This is a genomic window from Breoghania sp. L-A4, assembly GCF_003432385.1.
Taxonomy (GTDB): Bacteria; Pseudomonadota; Alphaproteobacteria; order Rhizobiales; family Stappiaceae; genus Breoghania.
In genome coordinates, this window is record NZ_CP031841.1 from 3706919 (window position 1) to 3728360 (window position 21442).

General features: G+C 65.1%; 20 protein-coding genes, 1 tRNA gene and 2 pseudogenes. 18 read left to right on the forward strand and 5 right to left on the reverse strand.

What is annotated here, in order from left to right; translation table 11 throughout:
• Positions 1–14: 14 nt before the first annotated feature.
• The 9 genes and pseudogenes from D1F64_RS16895 (at position 15) to D1F64_RS16935 (ending at position 9384) form a co-directional block, all read left to right on the forward strand.
• The gene (locus D1F64_RS16895) at positions 15–1835 is read left to right on the forward strand and encodes a cbb3-type cytochrome c oxidase subunit I (protein WP_117413368.1); all 1821 of its coding nucleotides are present in this window, start codon (positions 15–17) and stop codon (positions 1833–1835) included.
• On the forward strand, positions 1832–2491 hold the full coding sequence (locus D1F64_RS16900) for a cytochrome-c oxidase (protein WP_117413369.1): 660 nt from the start codon (positions 1832–1834) through the stop codon (positions 2489–2491). Before D1F64_RS16895 ends, D1F64_RS16900 begins: the two co-directional genes overlap by 4 nt.
• An 88-nt stretch (positions 2492–2579) precedes the next feature.
• On the forward strand, positions 2580–3251 hold the full coding sequence (locus D1F64_RS16905; RefSeq protein ID WP_117413370.1) for a heme-copper oxidase subunit III family protein: 672 nt from the start codon (positions 2580–2582) through the stop codon (positions 3249–3251).
• 10 nt (positions 3252–3261) lie between these two features.
• A pseudogene (locus D1F64_RS16910) lies at positions 3262–3629 on the forward strand (cytochrome C oxidase subunit IV family protein).
• A gap of 239 nt (positions 3630–3868) precedes the next feature.
• Complete coding sequence (locus D1F64_RS16915) at positions 3869–4072, forward strand: dodecin family protein (protein WP_117413371.1); 204 nt, start codon at positions 3869–3871, stop codon at positions 4070–4072.
• A gap of 575 nt (positions 4073–4647) precedes the next feature.
• Positions 4648–5391 (forward strand): ABC transporter ATP-binding protein, encoded by a 744-nt coding sequence (locus D1F64_RS16920; protein ID WP_117413372.1) that lies wholly within the window; start codon positions 4648–4650, stop codon positions 5389–5391.
• A gap of 6 nt (positions 5392–5397) precedes the next feature.
• Positions 5398–7776: an FtsX-like permease family protein gene (locus tag D1F64_RS16925; protein WP_117413373.1), complete on the forward strand. Its 2379-nt coding sequence runs from the start codon at positions 5398–5400 to the stop codon at positions 7774–7776.
• A gap of 3 nt (positions 7777–7779) precedes the next feature.
• Positions 7780–8994 carry an HlyD family efflux transporter periplasmic adaptor subunit gene (locus D1F64_RS16930; protein ID WP_117413374.1) on the forward strand — a complete coding sequence of 405 codons (1215 nt, stop codon included), beginning with the start codon at positions 7780–7782 and terminating at the stop codon, positions 8992–8994.
• Between the two features lie 313 nt (positions 8995–9307).
• Positions 9308–9384 (forward strand) — tRNA-Arg (locus D1F64_RS16935).
• Positions 9385–9507: 123 nt separating this feature from the next.
• Here the strand turns inward: D1F64_RS16935 and D1F64_RS16940 are convergent.
• Positions 9508–10485 carry an NAD-dependent epimerase/dehydratase family protein gene (locus tag D1F64_RS16940; RefSeq protein WP_117413375.1) on the reverse strand — a complete coding sequence of 326 codons (978 nt, stop codon included), beginning with the start codon at positions 10483–10485 and terminating at the stop codon, positions 9508–9510.
• Complete coding sequence (locus D1F64_RS16945; RefSeq protein WP_117413376.1) at positions 10478–11050, reverse strand: TetR/AcrR family transcriptional regulator; 573 nt, start codon at positions 11048–11050, stop codon at positions 10478–10480. The genes D1F64_RS16940 and D1F64_RS16945 overlap by 8 nt, the downstream gene beginning before the upstream one ends.
• A 104-nt stretch (positions 11051–11154) precedes the next feature.
• Here D1F64_RS16945 and D1F64_RS16950 point away from each other — a divergent pair, with 104 nt between their 5' ends.
• Positions 11155–11409 (forward strand): hypothetical protein, encoded by a 255-nt coding sequence (locus D1F64_RS16950; RefSeq protein ID WP_117413377.1) that lies wholly within the window; start codon positions 11155–11157, stop codon positions 11407–11409.
• On the opposite strand, the gene D1F64_RS16955 is transcribed toward D1F64_RS16950, so the two are convergent.
• Positions 11394–12287, reverse strand: coding sequence for a LysR substrate-binding domain-containing protein (locus D1F64_RS16955; RefSeq protein ID WP_117414675.1), 894 nt, complete (start codon positions 12285–12287; stop codon positions 11394–11396). The two genes, D1F64_RS16950 and D1F64_RS16955, sit on opposite strands and share 16 nt — an antisense overlap.
• A 106-nt stretch (positions 12288–12393) precedes the next feature.
• Between D1F64_RS16955 and D1F64_RS16960 the strand changes: the two genes are divergently transcribed.
• Both D1F64_RS16960 and D1F64_RS16965 read left to right on the forward strand, forming a co-directional pair.
• Positions 12394–13257 (forward strand): NmrA/HSCARG family protein, encoded by an 864-nt coding sequence (locus D1F64_RS16960; RefSeq protein ID WP_117413378.1) that lies wholly within the window; start codon positions 12394–12396, stop codon positions 13255–13257.
• Between the two features lie 32 nt (positions 13258–13289).
• Complete coding sequence (locus D1F64_RS16965) at positions 13290–13763, forward strand: SRPBCC family protein (RefSeq protein ID WP_117413379.1); 474 nt, start codon at positions 13290–13292, stop codon at positions 13761–13763.
• Positions 13764–14110: 347 nt separating this feature from the next.
• Here D1F64_RS16965 and D1F64_RS24765 read toward each other — a convergent pair.
• Both D1F64_RS24765 and D1F64_RS16975 read right to left on the reverse strand, forming a co-directional pair.
• Positions 14111–14230: pseudogene (locus tag D1F64_RS24765) on the reverse strand (LysR family transcriptional regulator); the annotation flags it as partial.
• 51 nt (positions 14231–14281) lie between these two features.
• Positions 14282–14725 (reverse strand): MarR family winged helix-turn-helix transcriptional regulator, encoded by a 444-nt coding sequence (locus D1F64_RS16975; protein ID WP_117413380.1) that lies wholly within the window; start codon positions 14723–14725, stop codon positions 14282–14284.
• A 94-nt stretch (positions 14726–14819) separates the two neighbouring features.
• On the opposite strand from D1F64_RS16975, the gene D1F64_RS16980 reads away from it, so the two are divergent.
• The 6 genes from D1F64_RS16980 to D1F64_RS17005 all read left to right on the forward strand — a co-directional run bounded on the left by D1F64_RS16980 (position 14820) and on the right by D1F64_RS17005 (position 21436).
• Positions 14820–15266, forward strand: a complete 447-nt coding sequence (locus D1F64_RS16980) for a DoxX family protein (protein ID WP_117413381.1) — start codon at positions 14820–14822, stop codon at positions 15264–15266.
• Positions 15263–15919 carry a glutathione S-transferase family protein gene (locus tag D1F64_RS16985; RefSeq protein WP_117413382.1) on the forward strand — a complete coding sequence of 219 codons (657 nt, stop codon included), beginning with the start codon at positions 15263–15265 and terminating at the stop codon, positions 15917–15919. Before D1F64_RS16980 ends, D1F64_RS16985 begins: the two co-directional genes overlap by 4 nt.
• A 189-nt stretch (positions 15920–16108) precedes the next feature.
• Positions 16109–16780: a VTT domain-containing protein gene (locus tag D1F64_RS16990; protein ID WP_117413383.1), complete on the forward strand. Its 672-nt coding sequence runs from the start codon at positions 16109–16111 to the stop codon at positions 16778–16780.
• Complete coding sequence (locus tag D1F64_RS16995) at positions 16780–18087, forward strand: APC family permease (RefSeq protein WP_117413384.1); 1308 nt, start codon at positions 16780–16782, stop codon at positions 18085–18087. The genes D1F64_RS16990 and D1F64_RS16995 overlap by 1 nt, the downstream gene beginning before the upstream one ends.
• Positions 18088–18166: 79 nt before the next feature.
• Positions 18167–20500 carry a heavy metal translocating P-type ATPase gene (locus tag D1F64_RS17000; protein WP_117413385.1) on the forward strand — a complete coding sequence of 778 codons (2334 nt, stop codon included), beginning with the start codon at positions 18167–18169 and terminating at the stop codon, positions 20498–20500.
• A gap of 219 nt (positions 20501–20719) precedes the next feature.
• Complete coding sequence (locus tag D1F64_RS17005) at positions 20720–21436, forward strand: Crp/Fnr family transcriptional regulator (protein ID WP_205470512.1); 717 nt, start codon at positions 20720–20722, stop codon at positions 21434–21436.
• Positions 21437–21442 lie beyond the last annotated feature (6 nt).

A 21442-nucleotide genomic window follows, 5' to 3' on the forward strand; every position in this document is an offset into this window, starting at 1 on the left:
GGAAGAGTACAGACATGGCCGACATCACGCCGACAGACGTGTCCCCCACCGCGGACGGGCACATTCGCGAGGCCCAGGTGGGAGAGATGGAACTCTACCACCCGCACAGTTTCTGGACGAAATACGTCTGGAGCCAGGACGCCAAGGTCATCGCGATCCAGTATTCGGCCACGGCCATGGCCATCGGCCTCGTCGCGCTGGTGCTGTCATGGATGATCCGGCTGCAGCTCGGCTTTCCGGAGGTCTTCGACTTCATCGACGCCAACGCCTACTACCAGTTCGTCACCATGCACGGCATGATCATGGTGGTGTACCTGCTCACGGCGCTGTTCCTCGGCGGTTTCGGCAATTATCTGATCCCGCTGATGGTCGGCGCGCGCGACATGGTGTTCCCCTATGTCAACATGCTCAGCTTCTGGATCTACCTGCTCGCCGTGATCGTTCTGGCGGCCAGCTTCTTCACGCCGGGCGGACCCACCGGCGCCGGCTGGACGCTGTATCCGCCGCAGGCCATCCTCAGCGGCACGCCGGGGCAGGAATCGGGCATCATATTGATGCTGGTCTCGCTGATCCTGTTCATCGCCGGCTTCACCATGGGCGGGCTCAACTATGTGGTGACCGTGCTGCAGGCACGCACGCGCGGCATGACATTGATGCGCATGCCGCTGACCATCTGGGGCATCTTCACCGCCACCGTGCTGGCGCTTCTGGCCTTCCCCGCGCTGCTGGTGGGCTGCGTGATGATGCTGCTGGACAAGGTGCTGGGCACCAGCTTCTTCATTCCCGCGATCGCGGAATTCGGCCAGCGGCTGGAGTATGGCGGCGGCAGCCCGATCCTGTTCCAGCATCTGTTCTGGTTCTTCGGCCATCCCGAGGTCTACATCGTCGCCCTGCCGGCCTTCGGCATCGTCTCCGACCTGCTCTCCACCCACGCGCGCAAGAACATCTTCGGCTACCGGATGATGGTCTGGGCCATCGTCGCGATCGGCGCGCTGAGCTTCATCGTCTGGGCGCATCACATGTATGTCTCGGGCATGAACCCCTATTTCGGCTTCTTCTTCGCCACCACCACGCTGATCATCGCGGTGCCCACGGCGATCAAGGTCTACAACTGGGTGCTCACCCTGTGGCAGGCCAACATCCACCTGACCCTGCCGATGCTGTTCTCGCTGGCCTTCATCGTCACCTTCGTCAATGGCGGCATCACGGGGCTGTTTCTGGGCAACGTGGTGGTCGACGTGCCGCTGTCGGACACGATGTTCGTGGTCGCCCACTTCCATATGGTGATGGGGGTCGCGCCGATCCTGGTGATCTTTGGCGCGATCTATCACTGGTATCCGCTGATGAGCGGCCGGATGCTCAACACCACGCTCGGCCACATCCACTTCTGGGTGACCTTCCTGGGCGCCTACCTGATCTTCTTCCCCATGCATTATCTCGGCTTCCTCGGCGTGCCGCGGCGCTACTTCGAGCTGGGCGAGACCGCCTTCATCCCCGAATCCGCCATGTCGCTCAGCGCCTTCATCACCGTCATGGCGCTGACCGTCGGCGCCGCGCAGATAGTGTTCCTGTTCAACCTGATCTGGAGCCTGCGCCACGGCGAGAAGGCGGAGCCCAATCCGTGGAAGGCCAATTCGCTGGAATGGCAGACCCCGGTGGTGCCGCCCGAGCACGGCAACTTCGGCGAGGAGCTGCCGGTGGTCTACCGCTGGCCGTACGACTACTCCGTGCCCGGCGTCGTGGACGACTTCATCCCGCAGAACGTTCCTCCCAATGAGGTGAGCCGGACGTCCGCGGGCCGGACGGCGGCCGGCCAGACGGCGGGGGCGACATGAGCCTGTTCAGCCAGATCACGGCGAAACCCTGGACGCAGGCGCAGGCGTTGATCGACAACGCGCATACGGGTCCCACGTTCGCCCTGCCCAGGGCGTCGCTCGGGCTGCGGGTGTTCCTCGGCGTGGTCACGGTGCTGTTCGTGCTGCTGATCACCGCCTATGGCGCGCGCATGGTGCAGGAGGACTGGCGCCCCACGCCCCCGATCAGCCTGCTGTGGACCAACACGGTGCTGCTGATCCTTGGCAGCGGCGCGCTGCAGCTGGCGCTGATCGGCTCGGAAACCGGCCGCACGCACTGGCTCAACCGCGGCGTGGCGTTCGGCGGAATTTTCACGCTGGCCTTTCTCGGCGGGCAGATCGTCGCCTGGAACCAGCTCAGCACTCTGCCGGCGTTCGAGGTTACCAATCCGGCGATCGCGTTTTTCTACATGATCACCATCGCGCACGCACTGCACATGGGCGGCGGCATGGTGGCGCTCGGACGCGTGACGACCCGGCTGTGGCGCGAGGGCGACACGGAAGAGGTTCAGGGAAGCCTGGGGCGCTGCGCGCTCTACTGGCACACCCTGCTGATCATCTGGCTGGTGCTGTTCGGGCTTTTGTTCTCCGGCAACGAGAACCTGGGTTTCCTGCTCACGCTCTGCGGACTGAGATAAGGGCCCGGCCGACGTACCGGAGCCGCAAGGCGGGCTTATTGGAAGGGGGAAGGACGTGGCAAACGCTGCAACACACGAGCCGAACAACATGAACGGCTTCGTCGAGGACTGGTCCACCGACCAGCAGGCGTTCCGCAACGTGTCCTGGGGCAAGGCGATGATGTGGGTGTTCCTGCTCTCGGACACCTTCATCTTCGCCTGTTTCCTGCTGTCCTACATGACGGTGCGCATGTCGACGACGGTCGACTGGCCGCTGGCCTCGGAAGTCTTCGCGCTGCACGTCGGCGGCACGGAATTCCCGCTGCTGCTGATCGCCATCATGACCTTCGTGCTGATCTCCTCGTCGGGCACCATGGCCATGGCGGTGATGTACGGCTACCGCAAGGACCGCAAGACCACGGCGCTTTTGATGCTCGCCACCGCCTTCTTCGGCGCGATGTTCGTCGGCATGCAGGCGTTCGAATGGACCAAGCTGATCGTCGAGGAGGGGGTGCGGCCCTGGGGCAACCCGATGGGCGCGCCGCAGTTCGGCGCCATCTTCTTCATGATCACCGGCTTCCACGGAACCCATGTGACGATCGGCGTGATCTTCCTGCTGATCATCGCGCGAAAGGTCTGGCGCGGCGACTTCGATACCGGCAAGCCCGGCTTTTTCACCTCGCGGCGCGGCCGCTACGAGATCGTCGAGATCACCGGCCTGTACTGGCACTTCGTCGACCTGGTGTGGGTTTTCATCTTCGCATTCTTCTATCTGTGGTGAGGCAAGGCGCATGGCACATGAGGCAACCCACGAAGGCACGCGCGGCACGGCAGTCGCGGAGCCGGCGCACACGCAGGAACACCCCATCTCCACCTATTTCTGGGTCTGGGGGCTGTTGTTCGTGCTCAGCTTCTTTTCCTACATGGTGGATTATCTGCACGTGCAGGGGCTGTTGCGCTGGTCGCTGATCCTGCTCTTCATGATGGCCAAGGCGGGGATGATCGTCGCCTATTTCATGCACATGGCCTGGGAGCGGCTGGCGCTGATCTACGCCATCCTGCTGCCCCCGTCGCCGTGCTGATCTTCGTGGCGATCATGGTGATCGAGGCGGACCACACGCTGTTCACCCGCATGCTGTTCTTCGGCGCGGCGGGCTGAGTGTCGGGCATCTGAATTCAATTGACGCCGGCTGCGGTCTTCCGTGGAACCATATTGGGTTTGCACGCGTTTTAATACACGAGGGAAGTGTCGGGTCTGGCGCGCCAGCGCAAGGATGACCTGCGTGCCTGCGGCCGTGCGATCCGACAGCTCGCAGCGCATGCAGGCATAGTTGCGACGGCGCGGTTTGACCGTGCCGCTTCCGCTCGCCAAAACCGCCCAAAAGAAAAGAGAAAACCATGTCCATGTTGAAAGTGATCGAAGTCCTCGCCCAATCCGACAAGAGCTGGGATGACGCGGCCAAAAATGCCATTGCGGACGCCTCCAAGTCGGTGCGCAACATCAAGTCCATCTACATCAAGAACATGGAAGCGACCGTCGAGAACGGAACAATCGCGATGTATCGCATCAACGCCAAGATTTCATTCCTTCTCGACGAATAGAGCTTCAGACGCGAAATCGGACACCGGTTTTGCGTCCGATGCGGATACAGATCCCGGGGCGCCCGTTCCGGGTTCATCAGTTCGTACGGCGCTCCGGGCGCGGCTTGCACCACTGAAGCGACGGCGCGGTATCAGCCGCGCCGCATTCGTTGCGGCTCGATTTCCTGAGCGCACGGCGGATCCCGCCCAGTCGCGCCAAGAGAATTTCCCCGACAAACAGGATCGATCCTTTTGGGCCAAACCGGATTGACCCGCAAGGAGCCGGACAGAGGGCTGCGCCCCACGCCCGAGATTGTCGACGCGGCGGGCGGCCGGTTTGGGCCAACGCTTTTGGCGGACCCGGGACGGCCCTGGAGACGCAATGACGTCTTCTGATCATCCGCGAGGCTTTTCCCCACGATATCGGAGATGGGTCTCTCGACGCTCCTTTTGGTCATCGACACAATTCCTCACCACGAAATGGGTCTCTTCGGCAAGCAGACGCATTCAATCAGCGGCGATTTGATCAATCGCATGTGCGTATGAGGCGCGAAGGGCGACAATGAACCCCGAGGCAGCAACCAACGGACGGGCGCATGCAGGCGGCACAGACGGAAACGGCGAACGACGCGGCGGCGCGCGCGACGCTCAGCGCGCACGGACTGACGAAGGTCTATGGCACGGGCGATCTGGCCGTCTGGGCTCTGCGCGGGGTTGATCTCGAGCTTTACGAGGGCGAGCTGATCGTGCTGCTGGGGCCTTCGGGCAGCGGCAAGTCGACACTTCTCAACATCATCGGCGGGCTGGACCGCCCCAGCGACGGCACGGTGGCCTTTGACGGCGCCGAGGTCACCGGCTTTGACGACGCGGCGCTGACCCGCTACCGGCGCGACCACGTGGGCTTCGTGTTCCAGTTCTACAACCTGGTGCCGAGCCTGACGGCGGAGGAGAACGTCGCACTCGTCACCGAGATCGCCGCCGATCCGATGACACCGGCCGATGCACTGCGACTCGTCGGTCTCGGCGGCCGGCTCACCCATTTCCCCGCCCAGCTTTCCGGCGGCGAGCAGCAGCGGGTGGCGATCGCGCGGGCCATCGCCAAGCGGCCGCGCATCCTTCTGTGCGACGAGCCGACGGGCGCGCTGGACAGCGAAACCGGCGTCGTGGTGCTGGAAGCCATCGAGCGCATCAACAAGGAGCTGGGCACCACGACGGCGCTGATCACCCACAACGCGGGCATCAGCGCCATGGCCGACCGGGTGGTGCGGCTGGCCGACGGCCGCATCACCGGCGTCTCGCGCAACGAGACAAAAACCGCCGCATCGCAGATCGACTGGTAGACCCCGATGATCCGAGGCATCGCGCACCCGCTGAACCGCAAATTGCTGCGCGACCTGTGGCATCTGAAGGGCCAGGTGCTGGCCATCGCCGTGGTGATCGCCACCGGCGTCGGCGTTCTGGTGATGGCGTTGGGGGTCACCAATTCGCTGGAGGCGACGGCGGACGCCTACTATGAACGCAACCGCTTCGCCGACGTCTTCGCGCATGTGAAACGCGCGCCCAAGGCGCTTGCGCGCAAGATCGCGGCGCTGCCGGGCGTGCAAAGCGTGGAACCGCGCATTGTCCAATACGCCACGCTCGACATCGACGGCTTCGGGGAACCGGCCACCGCCCTGCTCTCCTCCCTGCCCGACGCATCGCAACCCGTGCTCAACCGCCTGACGCTGAAGAAGGGCCGTCTGGTCGATCATTCGAAGCCGGACCAGGTGATCGTCAACACGCGGTTCGCCGAGGCCTACGGCTTCGACATCGGCGACACGGTGCGCGCGCTCATCAACACGCAGAAACGCACCCTGCGGATCGTCGGAATCGCGCTGTCGCCCGAACACACCTACGCCATCGGCCCCGGCCAGTTGATGCCCGACGACAAGCGCTATGCCATCTTCTGGATGGGCGAGCGGGCGCTGGCGGGCGCGTTTGATCTCGACGGCGCCTTCAACGACGTGACGCTGACGCTGCTGGCGGGCACGGATCCCGAGGACGTCATCCAGCGGCTGGACCGGATGCTGGCGCGCTACGGCGGCAGCGGCGCCTATGCCCGCAAGGACCAGATATCCAACTGGTTCCTGATGAGCGAAATCCACCAGCTCAGCGTCATGGCGCGGCTGCTGCCCGCGATCTTTCTCGCCGTCGCCGCCTTTCTCACCAACATGGTCATCAACCGGCTGATCGCCACCGAGCGAGGCGTCATCGGCCTGCTGAAGGCCTTCGGCTACTCGGATCTCGAGGTCGGCTGGCATTACATGAAGCTGGTGATGGCCATCGCCGGCATCGGGATCGCGCTGGGCGCGGCGCTCGGCGCGGCGCTCGGGCACATGACCACCGGCATCTACGCCGAGATGTACGCCTTCCCGTTCCTGATCTTCCGCCCCGCGCCCGAGAGCTTCGCCATTGCCGGCGGCTTGAGCCTTGCCGCGGCGGTGCTGGGAACGCTGAGCGCCGTGCGCCGGGCGGTGAGACTGGCGCCGTCCGAGGCGATGCGCGCGCCCGCCCCGCCCGTCTTCGCCCGGAGCCTTCTGGCCAGCAGCCGCATCGCCGCGAGCCTGGACCAGCCGACGCGGATGATCTTTCGCCAGATCTTCCGCTGGCCGCTGCGCTCGAGCCTCACCGTGCTGGGCATCGGCATGTCCGTCGCGGTGCTGGTGATGGCGCTGCAGTGGATGGACTCGATCGCGCGCATGGTCGATACCTATTTCATCGCCGCCCAGCGCCAGGACGTCAGCATCAGCCTCACGGAGGTGCGCGACGGATCCGTGCTGCGCGCCTTCGAGGGCCTGCCCGGGGTGATGGCGGTGGAAGGCGAGCGCGGCATCGATGTGCGGCTGCGCTTTCAGGCGCGCTCCAAGCGGCTGCGGTTGAACGGCGTGCCGGCGCACCAGGGCCTCAACCGGGTCTATGACGAGGCCGGCGGCGCCATCGACATGCCGCCCGGCGGGCTGGTGATCTCGTCTAAACTCGCCGAGATCCTGAACGCCCGGGTCGGCGACCGGATCACGCTCGAGGTGCTGGAGGGCCGGCGGCCCACCGTTACCGTGCCCGTGGTGCAGATTTTTGAGACCTACATCGGCTATCCCGCCTACATGCGGCTTGCCGCGGTCAACCGGCTGATGCGCGAGGGCGACACGATCACCACCGTTCACCTGCGCGTCGACCCGCGCGACCAGGCAGCGCTGTTTAAAAGGCTCAAGGACACGCCCTATGTCTCCTTCGTCAATCTGCGCGAGGCGGCGATCACGCTCTTCAACGACACCATGGCGCGCACGCTTTACGTCTTCGTCGGCATTTTCGCCGGCTTCGCGGCAGCCCTTGCCGTGGGCGTGGTCTACAATTCCGCGCGCATCGCGCTGTCGGAACGCGGCCGCGAACTGGCCACCTTGCGGGTGATCGGCTTCACCCGCTTCGAGATCTCCTACATTTTGCTGGGCCAGAGCCTGGCTCTGACCCTTGCCGCCCTGCCCGTCGGCTGTCTGCTGGGCACCTGGCTGGCGCTGGGCATGGCGGCCTCCTTCGACACCGAACTCTACCGGGTGCCCGCCGTCATCGAGCCCTCGTCCTATGGCATCGCCATGCTGGTGACCTTGGCGGCCGCCGCCGTCTCCGCCCTGATGGTGCGCCGGCGGCTCGACCGGCTCGACCTGATCGCCGTTCTCAAGACACGGGAATAACCAATGAGCATCACCCTTCGCCGTCTGATCCTGTGGGGAATTCTCGCGCTTCTCGTGGCGCTGGGCATCGCCTACGCCCTGTGGCCGCGGCCGGTTCCGGTGGATCTGGCGCGGATCGACCGCGGGCCGTTGACCGTCAGCATCGATGAGGAGGCCGAGACCCGCATCCGCGACATCTACGAGGTTTCGGCGCCGGTGACCGGGCGGGTGCTGCGCATCACGCTGGAGGTGGGCGACGACGTGGTCGCCAACCAGACGATCATCGCGCAGCTGCAGCCGATCGATCCGGCGTTTCTCGATCTGCGCACCGAGGCCGAAATGCGCGCGGCGCTGCAGGCGGCGGAAGCCGCGCGCGACCTGGCCCAGGCCAATGTGGCCCGCGCGCGCGCCGAGCTGGCCTTCGCGGAGACCGACCGCGCCCGCATCCGCCAGCTGGCGGAAACCGAGACCGCCTCCAGGCGGCAGTTGGACCAGGCCGAGCTGACGTACGACACCCGCCAGGCGGAGCTGGCCACGGCCCAGGCGACGCTGGACATGCGCATGCACGAACTGGAACGCGCCAGGGCGCAGCTGATCCCGCCGGGCGAGCTGATCGACCAGCGCGACGGCTGCGCCTGCGTGCCGGTGCAGGCGCCGATCGACGGCAAGATCCTGCGGCTGATGCAGACCAGCGAGGGCGTGATCAACGCCGGCGCGACGATCGCCGAAATCGGCGATCCGCGCAATCTGGAGGTGGTGACGGACCTTCTGTCGGCGGACGCGGTGCGCGTGGAGCCGGGGCTTGCGGTGATCATCGACGACTGGGGCGGCGAGGCGCCGCTGTCGGGCGTCGTGCGCCGGGTGGAGCCCTTCGGCTTCACCAAGGTCTCCGCGCTCGGCATCGAGGAGCAGCGGGTGAAGGTGGTGATCGACCTGACCGACCCGCCCGGGGCCTACGCGCGGCTGGCGCATGGATTCCGGGTGGAGACCTCCATCGTCCTGTGGCGCGGCGAGGACGTGCTGGTGCTGCCGCTGACCGCGCTGTTCCGCAAGGACGGCGCCTGGACGGTGTTCGCCGTGCGCGACGGCCGCGCCCATGCCACCGAAGTCCGCATCGGCCACGCCAACGGGCTGCAGGTGGAGGTGCTCGAGGGGCTCGGCGAAGGCGACACCGTGGTCGTCCACCCCGCCAACCAGATCGCCGACGGCACGCGGGTCGCCGCGCGGCAGCAGGAGTGAGGCGCGCGGCGTACAGGGACCAGGCCGATCTGCAGGCAGCCACGCGAAGACCCCTTGCGATTTCATGATGCACGCCCTCCGAGGATGCCAAACGCACGGAGCGTGCTCGCCCGGACGGCCAAGCGACGCTGAGAAACCGGGTCGGGATTGCTCCTCCCGATGCCTGCCGTGGCAAGGCGCTGGATCCTGGGCTCGATCCCGGGGGAATTGATCCTTCCGCCTCCGGTGGATGAGCGGACGGGCCCCGCGCAAACCGGTTGCCTGTCCCGCGCCGATCCGCTATTGAAACCGCACCGGCATCATGCGCCGCGCCGCACCCGTAGCTCAGCTGGATAGAGCGCTGCCCTCCGAAGGCAGAGGTCACAGGTTCGAATCCTGTCGGGTGCACCATTTCCAGTTAAATTCGGTGCCTTGCGACGCAAGAACCTAGCGCATCACAGCGTGACGGCTTCGAAAGCATTACAGCGGTATGCGGAGGCGCGATTCAGGCGAATATGTGCCTGCCTCGCGCGCTTATCGGTTTCGGGCCCTGAGCTCTTCCAGGCCTTCTTCCCAGCCGACGATCGGCAGATAGCCGAGCTCCTGTTTCGCCTTGGAAATGTTGAGCGTGATCTCAACAGCACTCGTCGCATATTCCTGAAAGCTTAGAGGTCCGCGCAGACGGCCTCCGGACAGACGATAAAGACCATCACCCGCTCGCGCCAGCAGGCGCAGAAGCGGGCGCGGTACTGACTTGTCCGGGGGTAAAATACCCTGTGTCGCAAGCAAGCCTGTCACGGTATCGCGAAACGACCGGGCTGGGCCATCGGAGATATGATAAACTTCGCCAGCGCGCCCATTGGTCAGTGCCAGGCCGACCGCATGGCACAGATTGCCCACATGCGTTGCGGAGCAGAGGTAATGACCGCCGGAGATCCAGGCGAATTGTCCGCTTCGCACCATGGCCGCGAGCGTCGGCAGTGCTGTAGTGTCGTCGCGCCCCCAGATCATGCGGGGTCTGAGGGCAATCACGGCCATAGTGTCACTGTTGGCTTTCAGTGCGATCCGCTCTGCTTCGGCCTTGCCGGAGGAGTAGGCCCCCGCATGACGTGCGGGCACTGGATGGCCCTCATTGACATTCCGAAGGGGGCGGCCGTCCTGCAGTACTGAATCCGAACTGATGTAAACAAGGCGCCGGAGACCGGCACTTGAAGCCGCGCACATGACGGCCTCGGCACCACGGGCATTTTCTTCATAAGCGTCCCGGCCAGGTCCGTGGTCGAGGTTGGCGGCCGCGTGAACCAATTCTGTCGCCCCGGCCATGAGCGGTGAGAGGTCGTCGCGTAGCAGGTCACCTCGAACCACGTTGGCTCCCAGCCCGGCAATCAGCTCCGCGCTTTGATCGCTGCGCGCGAGGCCCGTTACCTGATGTCCGGCATTCGTGAGATGTCGAATGAGGTTTCGCCCCACATAGCCGCTCGCGCCGGTGAGAAAGACATGTCGTTCAGTCATTTGAGGTCTCTGCGGCGAGTGTGCCGTTTCGGGCAAGCGTTGTGATGTCGTCGAGGATTTCGGCGCGTTCGGTCTCGCTCCAGTGAACCAACTCCATGTGCTGCTGGAATTTGAACCCTTCGAGAGCAAGCCAGGCCAGACGCGTTGTGCGGGCATCAGCTGCGGCTTCAACCAGCGTCTCGCGCAGGTTCGCTTGATTGGCACGGAACTCGCTGCGAAGCGCTTCATCCTGCATCAGCGCAGAGATCAGCCCGAGGACGGCGGCGTTGCCTCCGTTGCCCCACTGCGTTCGCTTGGCAGCTTCGATCCTGCCGAGCAGCGGCGCGTCCACCTGTCCGGCGAATTCCGCTTCGCAACGCGCGTTGAACGCATTGTCAGCCCTGATCGTCCGTGCGACGAGGGCAGCGAGAAGATCCCGTTTGCTGGTGTGCTCGTAAAGAACAGTCGCCTTGGAAACCCCGGCCTCTTTCGCAACAGCGCCAAGACTCAGTACGCCATCGCGGGCGATCACACGTTCCACGGCATCAAGAATATTTTCCTGATCATGCAAGCGAGGGCGGGGCATAAAATTCTCCTGTTTATTTCCGACCGTTCGGAAATAAACAGGAGGTGCCAATCTGTCAAGGAGCGCGCCCGCTGTCGATCAATGGGGATCCGACCTCTCCATACATGCTGACCGTGCAACTCGCACGGGAGTTCCTCAATACGCGGATCATTGTGAACGCGGTGAGCCCCGGCCTTGTGAAGGCCGGATATGCCGGTTCCATGACGCCGGAACAGGGCGCGAGATTGCCGGTCCATTCCGCGCTGCTCAGCAAGGATGCCGTGTCCGATTTTTTTGCGAGCCCGGTGGTGAACCGCCCTGGCAAGCTCGCCCTCCGGCGGCACTGCCGGACGAGACGGGTGCCCTATCTTCCGAGGTAGGCAGCGAGCTCGTCAGGCGTTCCTTGCGGGAACGCCTCCCTCAGATGATCAAGGAAGGCCGACACGCGGGCGCTCAGCAGCCGGCGCGTGGGATAGAGCGTCCACAAGGCGATCTCCGGCCCGTCCACGTCGCCCCAATGCACCAGGGTGCCGTCAGCGAGGTCGTGAGTGACGAGGGATATCGGTAGGCGGGCCGCCCCGGCACCGACACGAACTGCATCGCGGACCATGATCATTGACGACAGGCGCAGGATCGGGTCGACGGCGACGCGCAATCTTCCTGATGGTATCGTCACATCCCACACAGCGCTTTGATCGCCGGCCCCGCGCACCACGGCCGGAACAACCGCATCCCCATCTGGACGCGCGACAGCCGGGCTTGCCACGACGACCAGCCGGTCGCGCAGGAAGATGCGCCCGACAAGGCTTTCATCCGGCTCGGGATTGACACGGATCACCAGGTCCACGGCTTCGTCCACCATGTCGACGGCGCGATCTTCCGTCGTGATTTCCAGCCTCACCTCCGGGTACTTGACGGCAAACTCGGCGGCCAGCTTTCCCATCGCGATTTGCGAGAAGAGCAAGGGTGCGCTGATGCGCAAGCGCCCTCGGGGCTTTTCGCCGCCCGAGGCGATGGCGGCCGTCGCCTCCTCCATCTCCGACAAAAGACGGCTGGTGCGCGCGTAGAGGGCGCGCCCCTCCTCGGTCAGCTTCAGCATCCTCCCGCCCCGCTCGAACAGACGAACCTCGAGCTTCGCTTCGAGTTCAGAAACGCGGCGCGACAACGTGGCTTTCGGGCGGCCCGCGGCTCGGGACGCTATTCCGAAGCCGCCGTGGCGAGCGACCAGGTTGAAATCGGCGAGAGCGAGAAGATCCATGATCTGTTCCACCAGTGAGACGGTCTGTCCAGATATAGCGGCTATCGGCACGAATGTGGATCGCTAAATTCAGGACAGCCAAACGGCTCAACCCAGGAGTAACGCCATGACCATTCTCGTAACCGGCGCGACCGGCAATGTCGGAAGCAACGTCGTCGAACAGCTCGTCAACCGCGGCGCCCAAGTCCGCGTCCTCGTGCGTGATCCCGCCAAGGCCAGCTTCCCCGCCGGCGTCGACATCGTCCAGGGTGACCTGCTCGACGTCGACTCGCTGCGCGGCGCCATGACCGGCGTCTCCACGCTGTTCCTGCTGAACGGCGTTGTTGCCGACGAATTCACCCAGGCGCTGATCACGCTGAACGTCGCCCGCGAAGCCGGGATCGAGCGGATCGTCTATCTGTCGGTGATCCACAGCGACGTCTACGTCAACGTGCCGCACTTCGCGGGCAAGTTCGGCGTCGAGCGGATGATCGAGCAGATGGGGATGGGTGCCACCATCCTGCGGCCGGCCTATTACATGGACAATGAGATCACGATCAAGGACGTGATCACCGGCTACGGCGTCTATCCGATGCCGATCGGCGACAAGGGCCTGGCAATGATCGACGCCCGCGACATCGGCGAGATCGCCGCGATCGAACTGGTCCGCCGCGAAGAGTCGCCCACGCCGCTGCCGCTCACCCGTATCAATCTGGTCGGCCCGGACACGCTGACCGGCGCGAACGCGGCCGCCGTCTGGAGCGACGTTCTCGGCCGCGAGATCACCTATCCGGGCGCCGACACCGCCGGGTTCGAGCAGAACATGCGCCAGTTCATGCCCGGCTGGATGGCCTACGACATGCGCCTGATGGCCGAGCGCTTCGTGTCCGACGGCATGCTGCCGAAAGACGGCGATGTGGACCGGCTCACCACGCTGCTCGGCCGCCCGCTGCGCACCTACCGCGATTACGTCGCGCAGATCGCCGGCTGACCCACCAGCTCGCACCGACAAGGACCATCGCCATGATCTATTCGACCGCCACCGTCCCGGTGAATCCGGCAGGCGAAACCCCGCTCACCCGTGGGCAGGTGTGGAAGGGCCTCGAGCTCAAGGCCCGCGACGCGCGGCTGTTTCTTCCGCCCGGCCTGTGTACCAAGTGCGACGTCACCGAGGAGAGCGCCACGCACTTCGTCCGCGACGCCACGATCGCCGGCGCCGACCTGCGTGAGATCATCACGCTGGAACCGCGGCGCAAGGTCACCTTCTTCCAGGCGACCGGCCCGCGCGAAGGCGCCATCATCAACGAGATCGTCGAGGGCGAAGCAGGCGCGCTTCAGCTCAAGTTCTACTGCTATCTCGGGCTGCGCGACAAGCAGCCCGACGGCCCGGAGGAACGAACCGAGCAGGCGCAGTTCGACAGCGACAAGGGCTACAAGGCCGCCCTGCTGTCCACGCTGAAGCGCACCCGCGAGATGCTGGCCGAAGGCACGCTCTGATCCTCGCTCCCCACCGCATCCAGTAACTCAGGAGAACTCCGATGACCGATCTCTGGTCCGCAATCACGCTCGGCAATCTGCACCTGCCGCATCGCCTCGCCATGGCGCCGACCTGAACGGATGTTCGATACCGAGGCAGCGATTCTCGTCCCGGACCAGCTTCGGGGAAATGCCCCAGCTCGGCATCTTCCCGAACGACGGTCTCGATCATCCGCCTCATCGACGCCGTCCTCCTCGACGCTGACGACGAATGTCAGACGCAGATCCGCTACATGCAGACATTGGGCAAAGCCCCGCCGCGCCTTGTTGCCGACCCGTCGGGTCGGGTCGCAGATTCAGGAACCCGCTTACCAGCGGTGCTCCTGCACATAACCGATGAATGCCTTTAGCGGTGCGGGCACATGGTCTCGCCCGTAGTCTTACAGGAACGGTCCGCCAAAGCTCTGCCACCAAGGCTCCAGCACCGGGTGCGCGCCTTGAAGCGCGACCGGCGGCGCGGAACATCGACGTCTGGAAACTCAGCGAAGCTTCACGAGCATCCTGGACAGGGCCGAGATCTCATCGGCGTCAAGCCTGCTCGCGAAGTGCGCCTCTATGGCTTGCCGGTACACGGGCCACATCTCGCGCAGGAGCTTGCGCCCTTCCCGGGTGATCTTGAGGACCTGTCCGCGTCCGTCGTCGGCGCAGTCTTCCCGCTCGACATACCCTCCCGCCGCCAGACGCTCCGTCAGCCGCGAGAGATTGTATTGCGCAAGCAGCATGCGTTCCTGGAGCCGGTAGGGGCGCAGGCCATCGGGCCGGGCGCGGTCGAGCTCCAGCAGCGCATCGTACCATGCAAGCGGAGGGTGCCCGGCCTTTTTCAGGTCGCCCTCCACGCGCGTCAACACAGCCTGCGAGACCCGGACGAGCTGCGCCCAGGCGGTTACCGCCTCCTTTGTGAGCTCCGGCGTGTCATCCTGCATGAACCCTCCTAGCAAGAAAATGCAATTGCATCAAGATTGACAGTACATGCATCTGCATCTATATAAACATGCAAATGCATGTAGGAGGCTTGCCATGCCCGCCGATTCCAATGCCGTCGCACTCGCGGCCACACTCCAGCGCGTCGCGCTTGGCGTCATGTTTCTCGCTCACAGCTTGTTCTTGAAGCTCATTGTCTACACGCTGCCGGGGACCGCGCAGTTTTTCACGTCAATCGGTCTGCCAGGATGGTTCGCCTATGTGATCTTCACTGTTGAAACGGCCGCGGGCGTCATGCTTGTCCTCGGGATTCAGGCTCGCTGGGTGGCCTTGGCGGTTGCGCCGGTTCTTGCCGGGGCGACCTGGGCGCACTCCGGCAACGGCTGGATGTTCGGTTATGAAAACGGCGGCTGGGAATACCCGGCCTATCTGACTCTTCTGTCGATCAGCCAATTCCTGCTCGGCGACGGGCGCCTTGCGCTTGTCCCCTCCCGGCCTGCGCCCCAAGGCTTTCCCGGTCTTTCGGCAGGAGGACGGGCATGACCGCGCTCACACTCGTCAGCCATCATCTCTGCCCCTATGTGCAGCGGGTCGTCATCTCTCTCACGGAGAAACAGGTTCCGCACGAAACCCGCTATATCGATCTGGCAAACAAGCCGGACTGGTTCACGCTGCTTTCTCCGCTGGGAAAGACACCCGTCTTGAAGGCCGGCGACACCGCAGTTTTCGAGTCCGCCGTCATCCTGGAATATCTGGAAGAAACGCAGGCAAACCCGCTGCATCCGCGCGACGCATTGCGCAGAGCGGAGCATCGCTCATGGATCGAGTTCGGCTCGGCGATCCTGAACGACATCGCCGGGTTTTACAACGCGCCCGACGACGCGGCCCTGCGCGCAAAAGCGGACGCAATGGCGGCGAAATTCGCCCGCGTCGAAGCGCGCCTTGTGGGCCGGCCCTGGTTCGATGGCGCAACCTTCAGCCTCGTCGACGCCGTGTATGGCCCTGTCTTCCGCTACTTCGACGTTTTCGATCGAATCGACGATTTCGGGGTGTTTTCGCAGACCCCTAAGCTCGGTGCATGGCGGGCCGCGCTTGCCGAGAGGCCCTCTGTCGCCGGAGCGGTTACGCCGGATTACCCCGAACGCTTGCTGAGCTTTCTCCGCAACCGGAACAGCGCGCTGTCGCGGCGGCTTTAGAGGCTTTTGTCCCTGGATGCCCGCAAGGCGGGCGGGTCACGCGGCAAGCCAAGGCAATGGCGGCCGGGAGTGGAACGGGCCCCGGTATGCGGTTAGGCTGGACGATCCCCATGGGAAAGACCGGAGCGGGACATTGCCGGACGGGCGACGTCCGCGACGGTCCGATGGAAACAAGCAAGGCGATCTTAGATGAGCCTGCGCGCGATCATTCTCCTGGCGATCGCGATCCTCGGGATCGCCCTGCTCGGCGTCTGGCTGTTCGTCCCTTCGGCGTTCACCGAGGCGCGCGGACTGATGGACGGTGAGCGTCTCGAGAGGCTGGTCGCGCGCGCGGGTCTGTGGGCTCCGGTTCTGATCGTCACGCTCATGACCGTCGCGGTCGTGGCCAGCCCGATCCCGAGCGCGCCGATCGCGCTCGCGGCGGGGGCGGCCTACGGGCATGTCTGGGGGACGGTGCAGGTCATAATCGGCGCCGAACTGGGGGCGCTGATCGCCTTCGGTCTGGCGCGGGTTCTGGGCCATGATGTCCTGCGGCGGGTGTTCGGCGATCGGGTGGATGCGGGGCTGCTTGGCTCGCAGAGCGCACTGACGGCGACGGTCTTCGCAAGCCGCCTGATGCCCTTCGTGTCCTTCGACATGATCAGTTACGCCGCGGGGCTCAGCCGCCTGCACGCATGGCGGTTCGCGCTCGCGACGCTGGCCGGCATCGTCCCGGCGAGCTTCCTCCTTGCCCATGTCGGCGGCGAGGCGGTCAGCGGAGACATGGGCCGGGCGACCTGGGCGGTGCTCGGCCTGGGGCTTGTAACCGGGTTGCCGCTGCTCTGGGTGGCAATGAAACGCAGAACCGAAAAGGAATCCTGATGGCGGACGCCTACAAGAAGAACAGCATCACCCTTCCGGGCGCGGTGGCCATGGGCACCGGCGTGATGATCGGCGCGGGGATCTTCGCCCTGACGGGCCAGATCGCCGAGCTTGCGGGACCGCTGTTTCCGCTCTCGTTCATCCTTGGCGCGATCGTCACCGCGTTCAGCGCCTACACCTATATCAAGATGTCGAACGCCTTTCCGTCCGCGGGCGGCATCGGGATGATCCTGAAGAAGGCTTACGGGCCGACCACGGTCGCGGCGGGCGCAGCCCTGCTGATGGCGCTGTCGATGGTCATCAATGAAAGCCTCGTCGCGCGCACCTTCGGCACCTACACGCTCCAGGCGTTTGGCGGCGATCCGAACGGCATTCTGGTGCCGGTTCTCGGCGTCGGGCTGATCGTCTTCGCCTATCTCGTGAACGTCTCCGGCAACCGTTCGGTCGGGCTCTTGTCCATTGTCATGGCGGTGCTCAAGGTTGGCGGCATCGCGCTGTTCGGCGCTGCCGGTCTCTGGGCGAGCGGCATCTCGTTCGAGGCCACGGGCGGAGACCTTGGCGCCGGCGGGTTCGTGGCCTCGGTCGCATTGTCGATCCTCGCCTTCAAGGGGTTCACGACCATCACCAACAGCGGCGCCGAGGTCACCGACCCGCACCGCAACGTGGGCCGGGCCATCGTCTGGTCCATCTGCATCTGCGTTGTCGTCTATCTTCTCGTCGCCTTCGCCGTGGGCTCCAGTCTGCCGCTCGATCGCATCGTGGCGGCAAAGGACTATGCGCTGGCCGAGGCGGCCGAACCCGCACTGGGCGCGACAGGCTTTTATCTGACGGTGGCGCTGGCCCTGGTGGCCACGGCCTCCGGGTTGATCGCAAGCGTGTTCGCGGTCTCGCGGATGCTGGCCATGCTGACCGACATGAAGATGATCCCGCACAGCCATTTCGGGATGCCGGGCACGATCAAGGACCACACGCTCGTCTATACCGTCGTGATCGCGGGCATCCTCACGGTCTTCTTCGACCTGAGCCGGATCGCCTCTCTCGGCGCCTTCTTCTACCTGGTGATGGACATCGTCATTCACTGGGGCGTGTTCCGGCATCTGCGCGAGGAGATCGGCGCACACGGCTGGGTGCTGCTGACGGCGATCGCGCTCGATGCCGTTGTGCTCGCGGCCTTCGCCGCCATGAAATGGCAGTCCGACCCGCTCATCGTCGTGATCGGAATCGTCGGTATGGCGCTGGTGTTCGTATTCGTGAGGGTTTTCCTGGCGCGCAATCCGGTCAGGGAAGGCGCTCACGATCATCATTGAAAATGGCTTGAGCTTCCAGCCGCTGGAAGCCTCAAGCTGCACGCCAAAAGCTGAATACGTAGCAAAAGGTTGGCAGGACATGGACCACGATCATCATCACGCGGCGTCCGACATCCCCGCGGGGGCCGAGACGGCGAAGGACCCGGTCTGCGGGATGACGGTCACGGTCAAGCCCGACGGACGTCACGCCGAGTTCCAGGGCGAGACCTTCCATTTCTGCTCGCAGAAATGCCAGACGAAGTTCAAGGCGGATCCATGGTTCTACGCCTCGGGCCGGGCCGCCGGGCAAAAGAAAGCTGCTCCGGCCAACGTCCAGTACACCTGTCCGATGCACCCGGAGATCGTCCGCGACGCTCCGGGGTCCTGCCCGATCTGCGGCATGGCGCTGGAGCCCATGGTCCCCTCGGACGAACCCAGTGAGGAACTGACGGACTTCACCCGCCGGATGTGGATCTCGGCGGCGGCGGCGGTGCCGCTCGTGATCCTGACGATGGGGGAACTGGTCGCCCTGCCGGTGCGCGACTGGATCGGTCATCAGACGGCGAGCTATCTGGAGTTCGCGCTGGCGACACCGATCGTGCTCTGGGCGGCGCTGCCGTTCTTCAGGCGCGGCTGGGATTCGATCCTGAACCGGTCGCCCAACATGTGGACGCTGATCAGCCTCGGCGTGGGGGCGGCCTATCTCTATTCTCTGGTCGCCACATTCCTGCCGGGCGTCTTTCCCCAACAGTACCGGATGGGACACGGCGTCGGAACCTACTTCGAGGCCGCGGTGGTGATCATCGCGCTGGTCTTCGTGGGCCAGGTTCTCGAGCTGCGCGCGCGCGAACGCACCGGCGACGCCATCCGCGCGCTGCTGGATCTTGCGCCCAAGACCGCGCGACGCATCCTGCCGGACGGGACCGAATACGACGCGCCACTGGAGAACATCACGGAGGGCGACCGGCTGCGCGTGCGCCCCGGCGACGCCGTCCCGGTCGATGGCGTGGTCATTGACGGGCGGTCCTCGCTGGACGAGAGCATGCTGACCGGCGAGTCCATGCCGGTGGAAAAGGGCCCGGGCGACACGGTGACCGGGGCCACGATCAACAAGAACGGCAGCCTGGTGATCGAGGCGAGCAAGGTGGGCGCCGATACCGTGCTGGCGCAGATCGTGGCGATGGTGTCGAACGCGCGGCGGTCGCGCGCGCCGATCCAGGGCCTGGCGGACCGGGTCTCGGCGGTGTTCGTGCCGACCGTCGTGGCCATCGCCGTCGCGGCCTTCTTCATGTGGATGATCTTAGGGCCTGAACCGGCGCTGGTCTTCGCCATCGCCTCGGCCGTCTCCGTGCTGATCATCGCCTGCCCCTGCGCGCTGGGGCTGGCCACGCCAATCTCGATCACGACGGCGGCAGGGCGCGGGGCGCAGGCGGGCGTGCTGATCAAGGATGCCGAGGCGCTCGAGCGCATGGCGGCTGTCGATACGCTGATCGTCGACAAGACCGGGACGCTCACCTTGGGCAAGCCGAAGCTGACGGATACGGTTGCGCTTGGTGAGCTGTCCGAGACGGAGCTGCTGTCGCTTGCCGCGGCTCTGGAGCGAGGCTCCGAGCACCCGCTGGCCGAGGCGATCGTCGAGGGAGCCGAAGCGCAGGGTGCTCCGCGTCAAGACGCAACCGACTTCGACGCAGTCACCGGCATGGGCGTGCGCGGCAAGGTCGGCGGACGCGCGGTGGCCCTCGGCAACACGGCGATGATGCGGGAAATGGGCCTGGACACGGCTGAGGCCGAAGCGGCGGCCGACAGCCTGCGGGCCGAAGGCAAGACGGCGATGTTCATTGCCGTCGATGACGCGCTCTCAGGGATCGTGGCGGTGGCCGACCCGATCAAGGAATCGACCGCGCAGGCGATCAGGGAACTGCACGGCCAGGGGCTGCGCGTCATCATGGCAACAGGCGACAACGAGCGCACGGCGCAGGCGGTTGCGGGCAAGCTGGGCATCGACGAGGTGCGCGCCGGTATCCTGCCCGAGGCCAAGAAGGACCTGATCGACCAGTTGCGCAAGGAAGGCCGCAAGATCGCGATGGCGGGCGACGGGGTGAACGACGCGCCCGCGCTCGCCGCCGCCGATGTCGGCATCGCCATGGGCACGGGCGCGGATGTGGCGATGGAAAGTGCGGGGATTACCCTGCTGGGCGGGGACCTGATGGGCATCGTCCGGGCGCGAAAACTGGCCCGCGCCACCCTGCGCAACATCAAGCAGAATCTGTTCTTCGCCTTCGCCTACAATGCGCTTGGCGTGCCCATCGCGGCGGGGCTGCTCTACCCCGTCACCGGCCTGCTGCTGTCGCCGATGATCGCGGCGGCTGCGATGAGTCTGTCTTCCGTCTCCGTCATCACCAACGCCCTGCGGCTCAGACGGGTCGACCTCTGACCCTACGGCCCGCCATCAGAATCGAAAACACCAGATACCCGCCGACACCCCCTCGCGACGCGCGATCCTGATGGGTGGCGCGGCGCTGGTCGCCGCGCCGATCCCTGAGGTCACGCGCCGCGCGTGGGCGGCGGAGGCGCGTGAAGCACGGATCTGGATTGATCGCGCGGCGGCGTGTAGAAGAAACACCTGCTGCCCTGACACCGGGAATTCTCTGACGTGATCATTGGCCATATCACCGGCGACATCGAGCTGATCAAGCAGACCGCGATCTTCGGCGGGCTGGGCGACGACGCCCTGACGGAGCTGTTGTCCGCGGGTTCGGTCAAGACGCCGTCGCGCGGCGAGACGCTGTTTCTGCAGGGAGATCCGGCCAACGCGTTTTTCGTGGTGCTCGAAGGCTGGGTGAAGATCTACCGAATAACCAAGGCGGGCGAAGAGACTGTCGTGGGGGTCTTCACACGCGGCCAGAGCTTCGCCGAAGCCGCCGCGTTCACCGCGGGCAAGTTTCCCGCCAGCGCCGAATGCGTCACCGACTGCCGGCTGCTGATGATCCCCTCGCGCCACCTGCTCGACCGGATCCGTGCCCGGCCCGAAATCGGACTGACCATGCTGGCCTCTACCTCGCAGCACCTGCATTCGCTGATGCGCCAGATCCAGCAGCTCAAGGCGCATACGGGAGCGCAGCGGCTGGCCGAGTTCCTGCTGTCGCTGGCGCCCGTGGAATCCGGCGCCTGCACGATTGCGCTGCCCTATGACAAGGCGCTGATCGCCGGCCAGTTGGGCATGAAGCCCGAAAGCCTTTCGCGGGCCATCGCGCGGCTCAAGGAGCGCGGCGTGCGGGTCAAGCAGAACATGGCAACGCTGAGCGACGTGGAGCAACTGCGCGACTTCTTCGAGCAGGAACGCGCCGAGGTTCTGCGCACCCGCGGCTGAGTCATG

Excerpts from the sequence above, each read along its gene's own strand:
- D1F64_RS16895 (WP_117413368.1), top strand. The coding sequence starts at position 15 with ATGGCCGACATCACGCCGACAGACGTGTCCCCCACCGCGGACGGGCAC.
- D1F64_RS16900 (WP_117413369.1), top strand. The coding sequence starts at position 1,832 with ATGAGCCTGTTCAGCCAGATCACGGCGAAACCCTGGACGCAGGCGCAG.
- D1F64_RS16905 (WP_117413370.1), top strand. The coding sequence starts at position 2,580 with ATGAACGGCTTCGTCGAGGACTGGTCCACCGACCAGCAGGCGTTCCGC.
- D1F64_RS16915 (WP_117413371.1), top strand. The coding sequence starts at position 3,869 with ATGTCCATGTTGAAAGTGATCGAAGTCCTCGCCCAATCCGACAAGAGC.
- D1F64_RS16920 (WP_117413372.1), top strand. The coding sequence starts at position 4,648 with ATGCAGGCGGCACAGACGGAAACGGCGAACGACGCGGCGGCGCGCGCG.
- D1F64_RS16925 (WP_117413373.1), top strand. The coding sequence starts at position 5,398 with ATGATCCGAGGCATCGCGCACCCGCTGAACCGCAAATTGCTGCGCGAC.
- D1F64_RS16930 (WP_117413374.1), top strand. The coding sequence starts at position 7,780 with ATGAGCATCACCCTTCGCCGTCTGATCCTGTGGGGAATTCTCGCGCTT.
- D1F64_RS16940 (WP_117413375.1), bottom strand. The coding sequence starts at position 10,485 with ATGACTGAACGACATGTCTTTCTCACCGGCGCGAGCGGCTATGTGGGG.
- D1F64_RS16945 (WP_117413376.1), bottom strand. The coding sequence starts at position 11,050 with ATGCCCCGCCCTCGCTTGCATGATCAGGAAAATATTCTTGATGCCGTG.
- D1F64_RS16950 (WP_117413377.1), top strand. The coding sequence starts at position 11,155 with ATGCTGACCGTGCAACTCGCACGGGAGTTCCTCAATACGCGGATCATT.
- D1F64_RS16955 (WP_117414675.1), bottom strand. The coding sequence starts at position 12,287 with ATGGATCTTCTCGCTCTCGCCGATTTCAACCTGGTCGCTCGCCACGGC.
- D1F64_RS16960 (WP_117413378.1), top strand. The coding sequence starts at position 12,394 with ATGACCATTCTCGTAACCGGCGCGACCGGCAATGTCGGAAGCAACGTC.
- D1F64_RS16965 (WP_117413379.1), top strand. The coding sequence starts at position 13,290 with ATGATCTATTCGACCGCCACCGTCCCGGTGAATCCGGCAGGCGAAACC.
- D1F64_RS16975 (WP_117413380.1), bottom strand. The coding sequence starts at position 14,725 with ATGCAGGATGACACGCCGGAGCTCACAAAGGAGGCGGTAACCGCCTGG.
- D1F64_RS16980 (WP_117413381.1), top strand. The coding sequence starts at position 14,820 with ATGCCCGCCGATTCCAATGCCGTCGCACTCGCGGCCACACTCCAGCGC.
- D1F64_RS16985 (WP_117413382.1), top strand. The coding sequence starts at position 15,263 with ATGACCGCGCTCACACTCGTCAGCCATCATCTCTGCCCCTATGTGCAG.
- D1F64_RS16990 (WP_117413383.1), top strand. The coding sequence starts at position 16,109 with ATGAGCCTGCGCGCGATCATTCTCCTGGCGATCGCGATCCTCGGGATC.
- D1F64_RS16995 (WP_117413384.1), top strand. The coding sequence starts at position 16,780 with ATGGCGGACGCCTACAAGAAGAACAGCATCACCCTTCCGGGCGCGGTG.
- D1F64_RS17000 (WP_117413385.1), top strand. The coding sequence starts at position 18,167 with ATGGACCACGATCATCATCACGCGGCGTCCGACATCCCCGCGGGGGCC.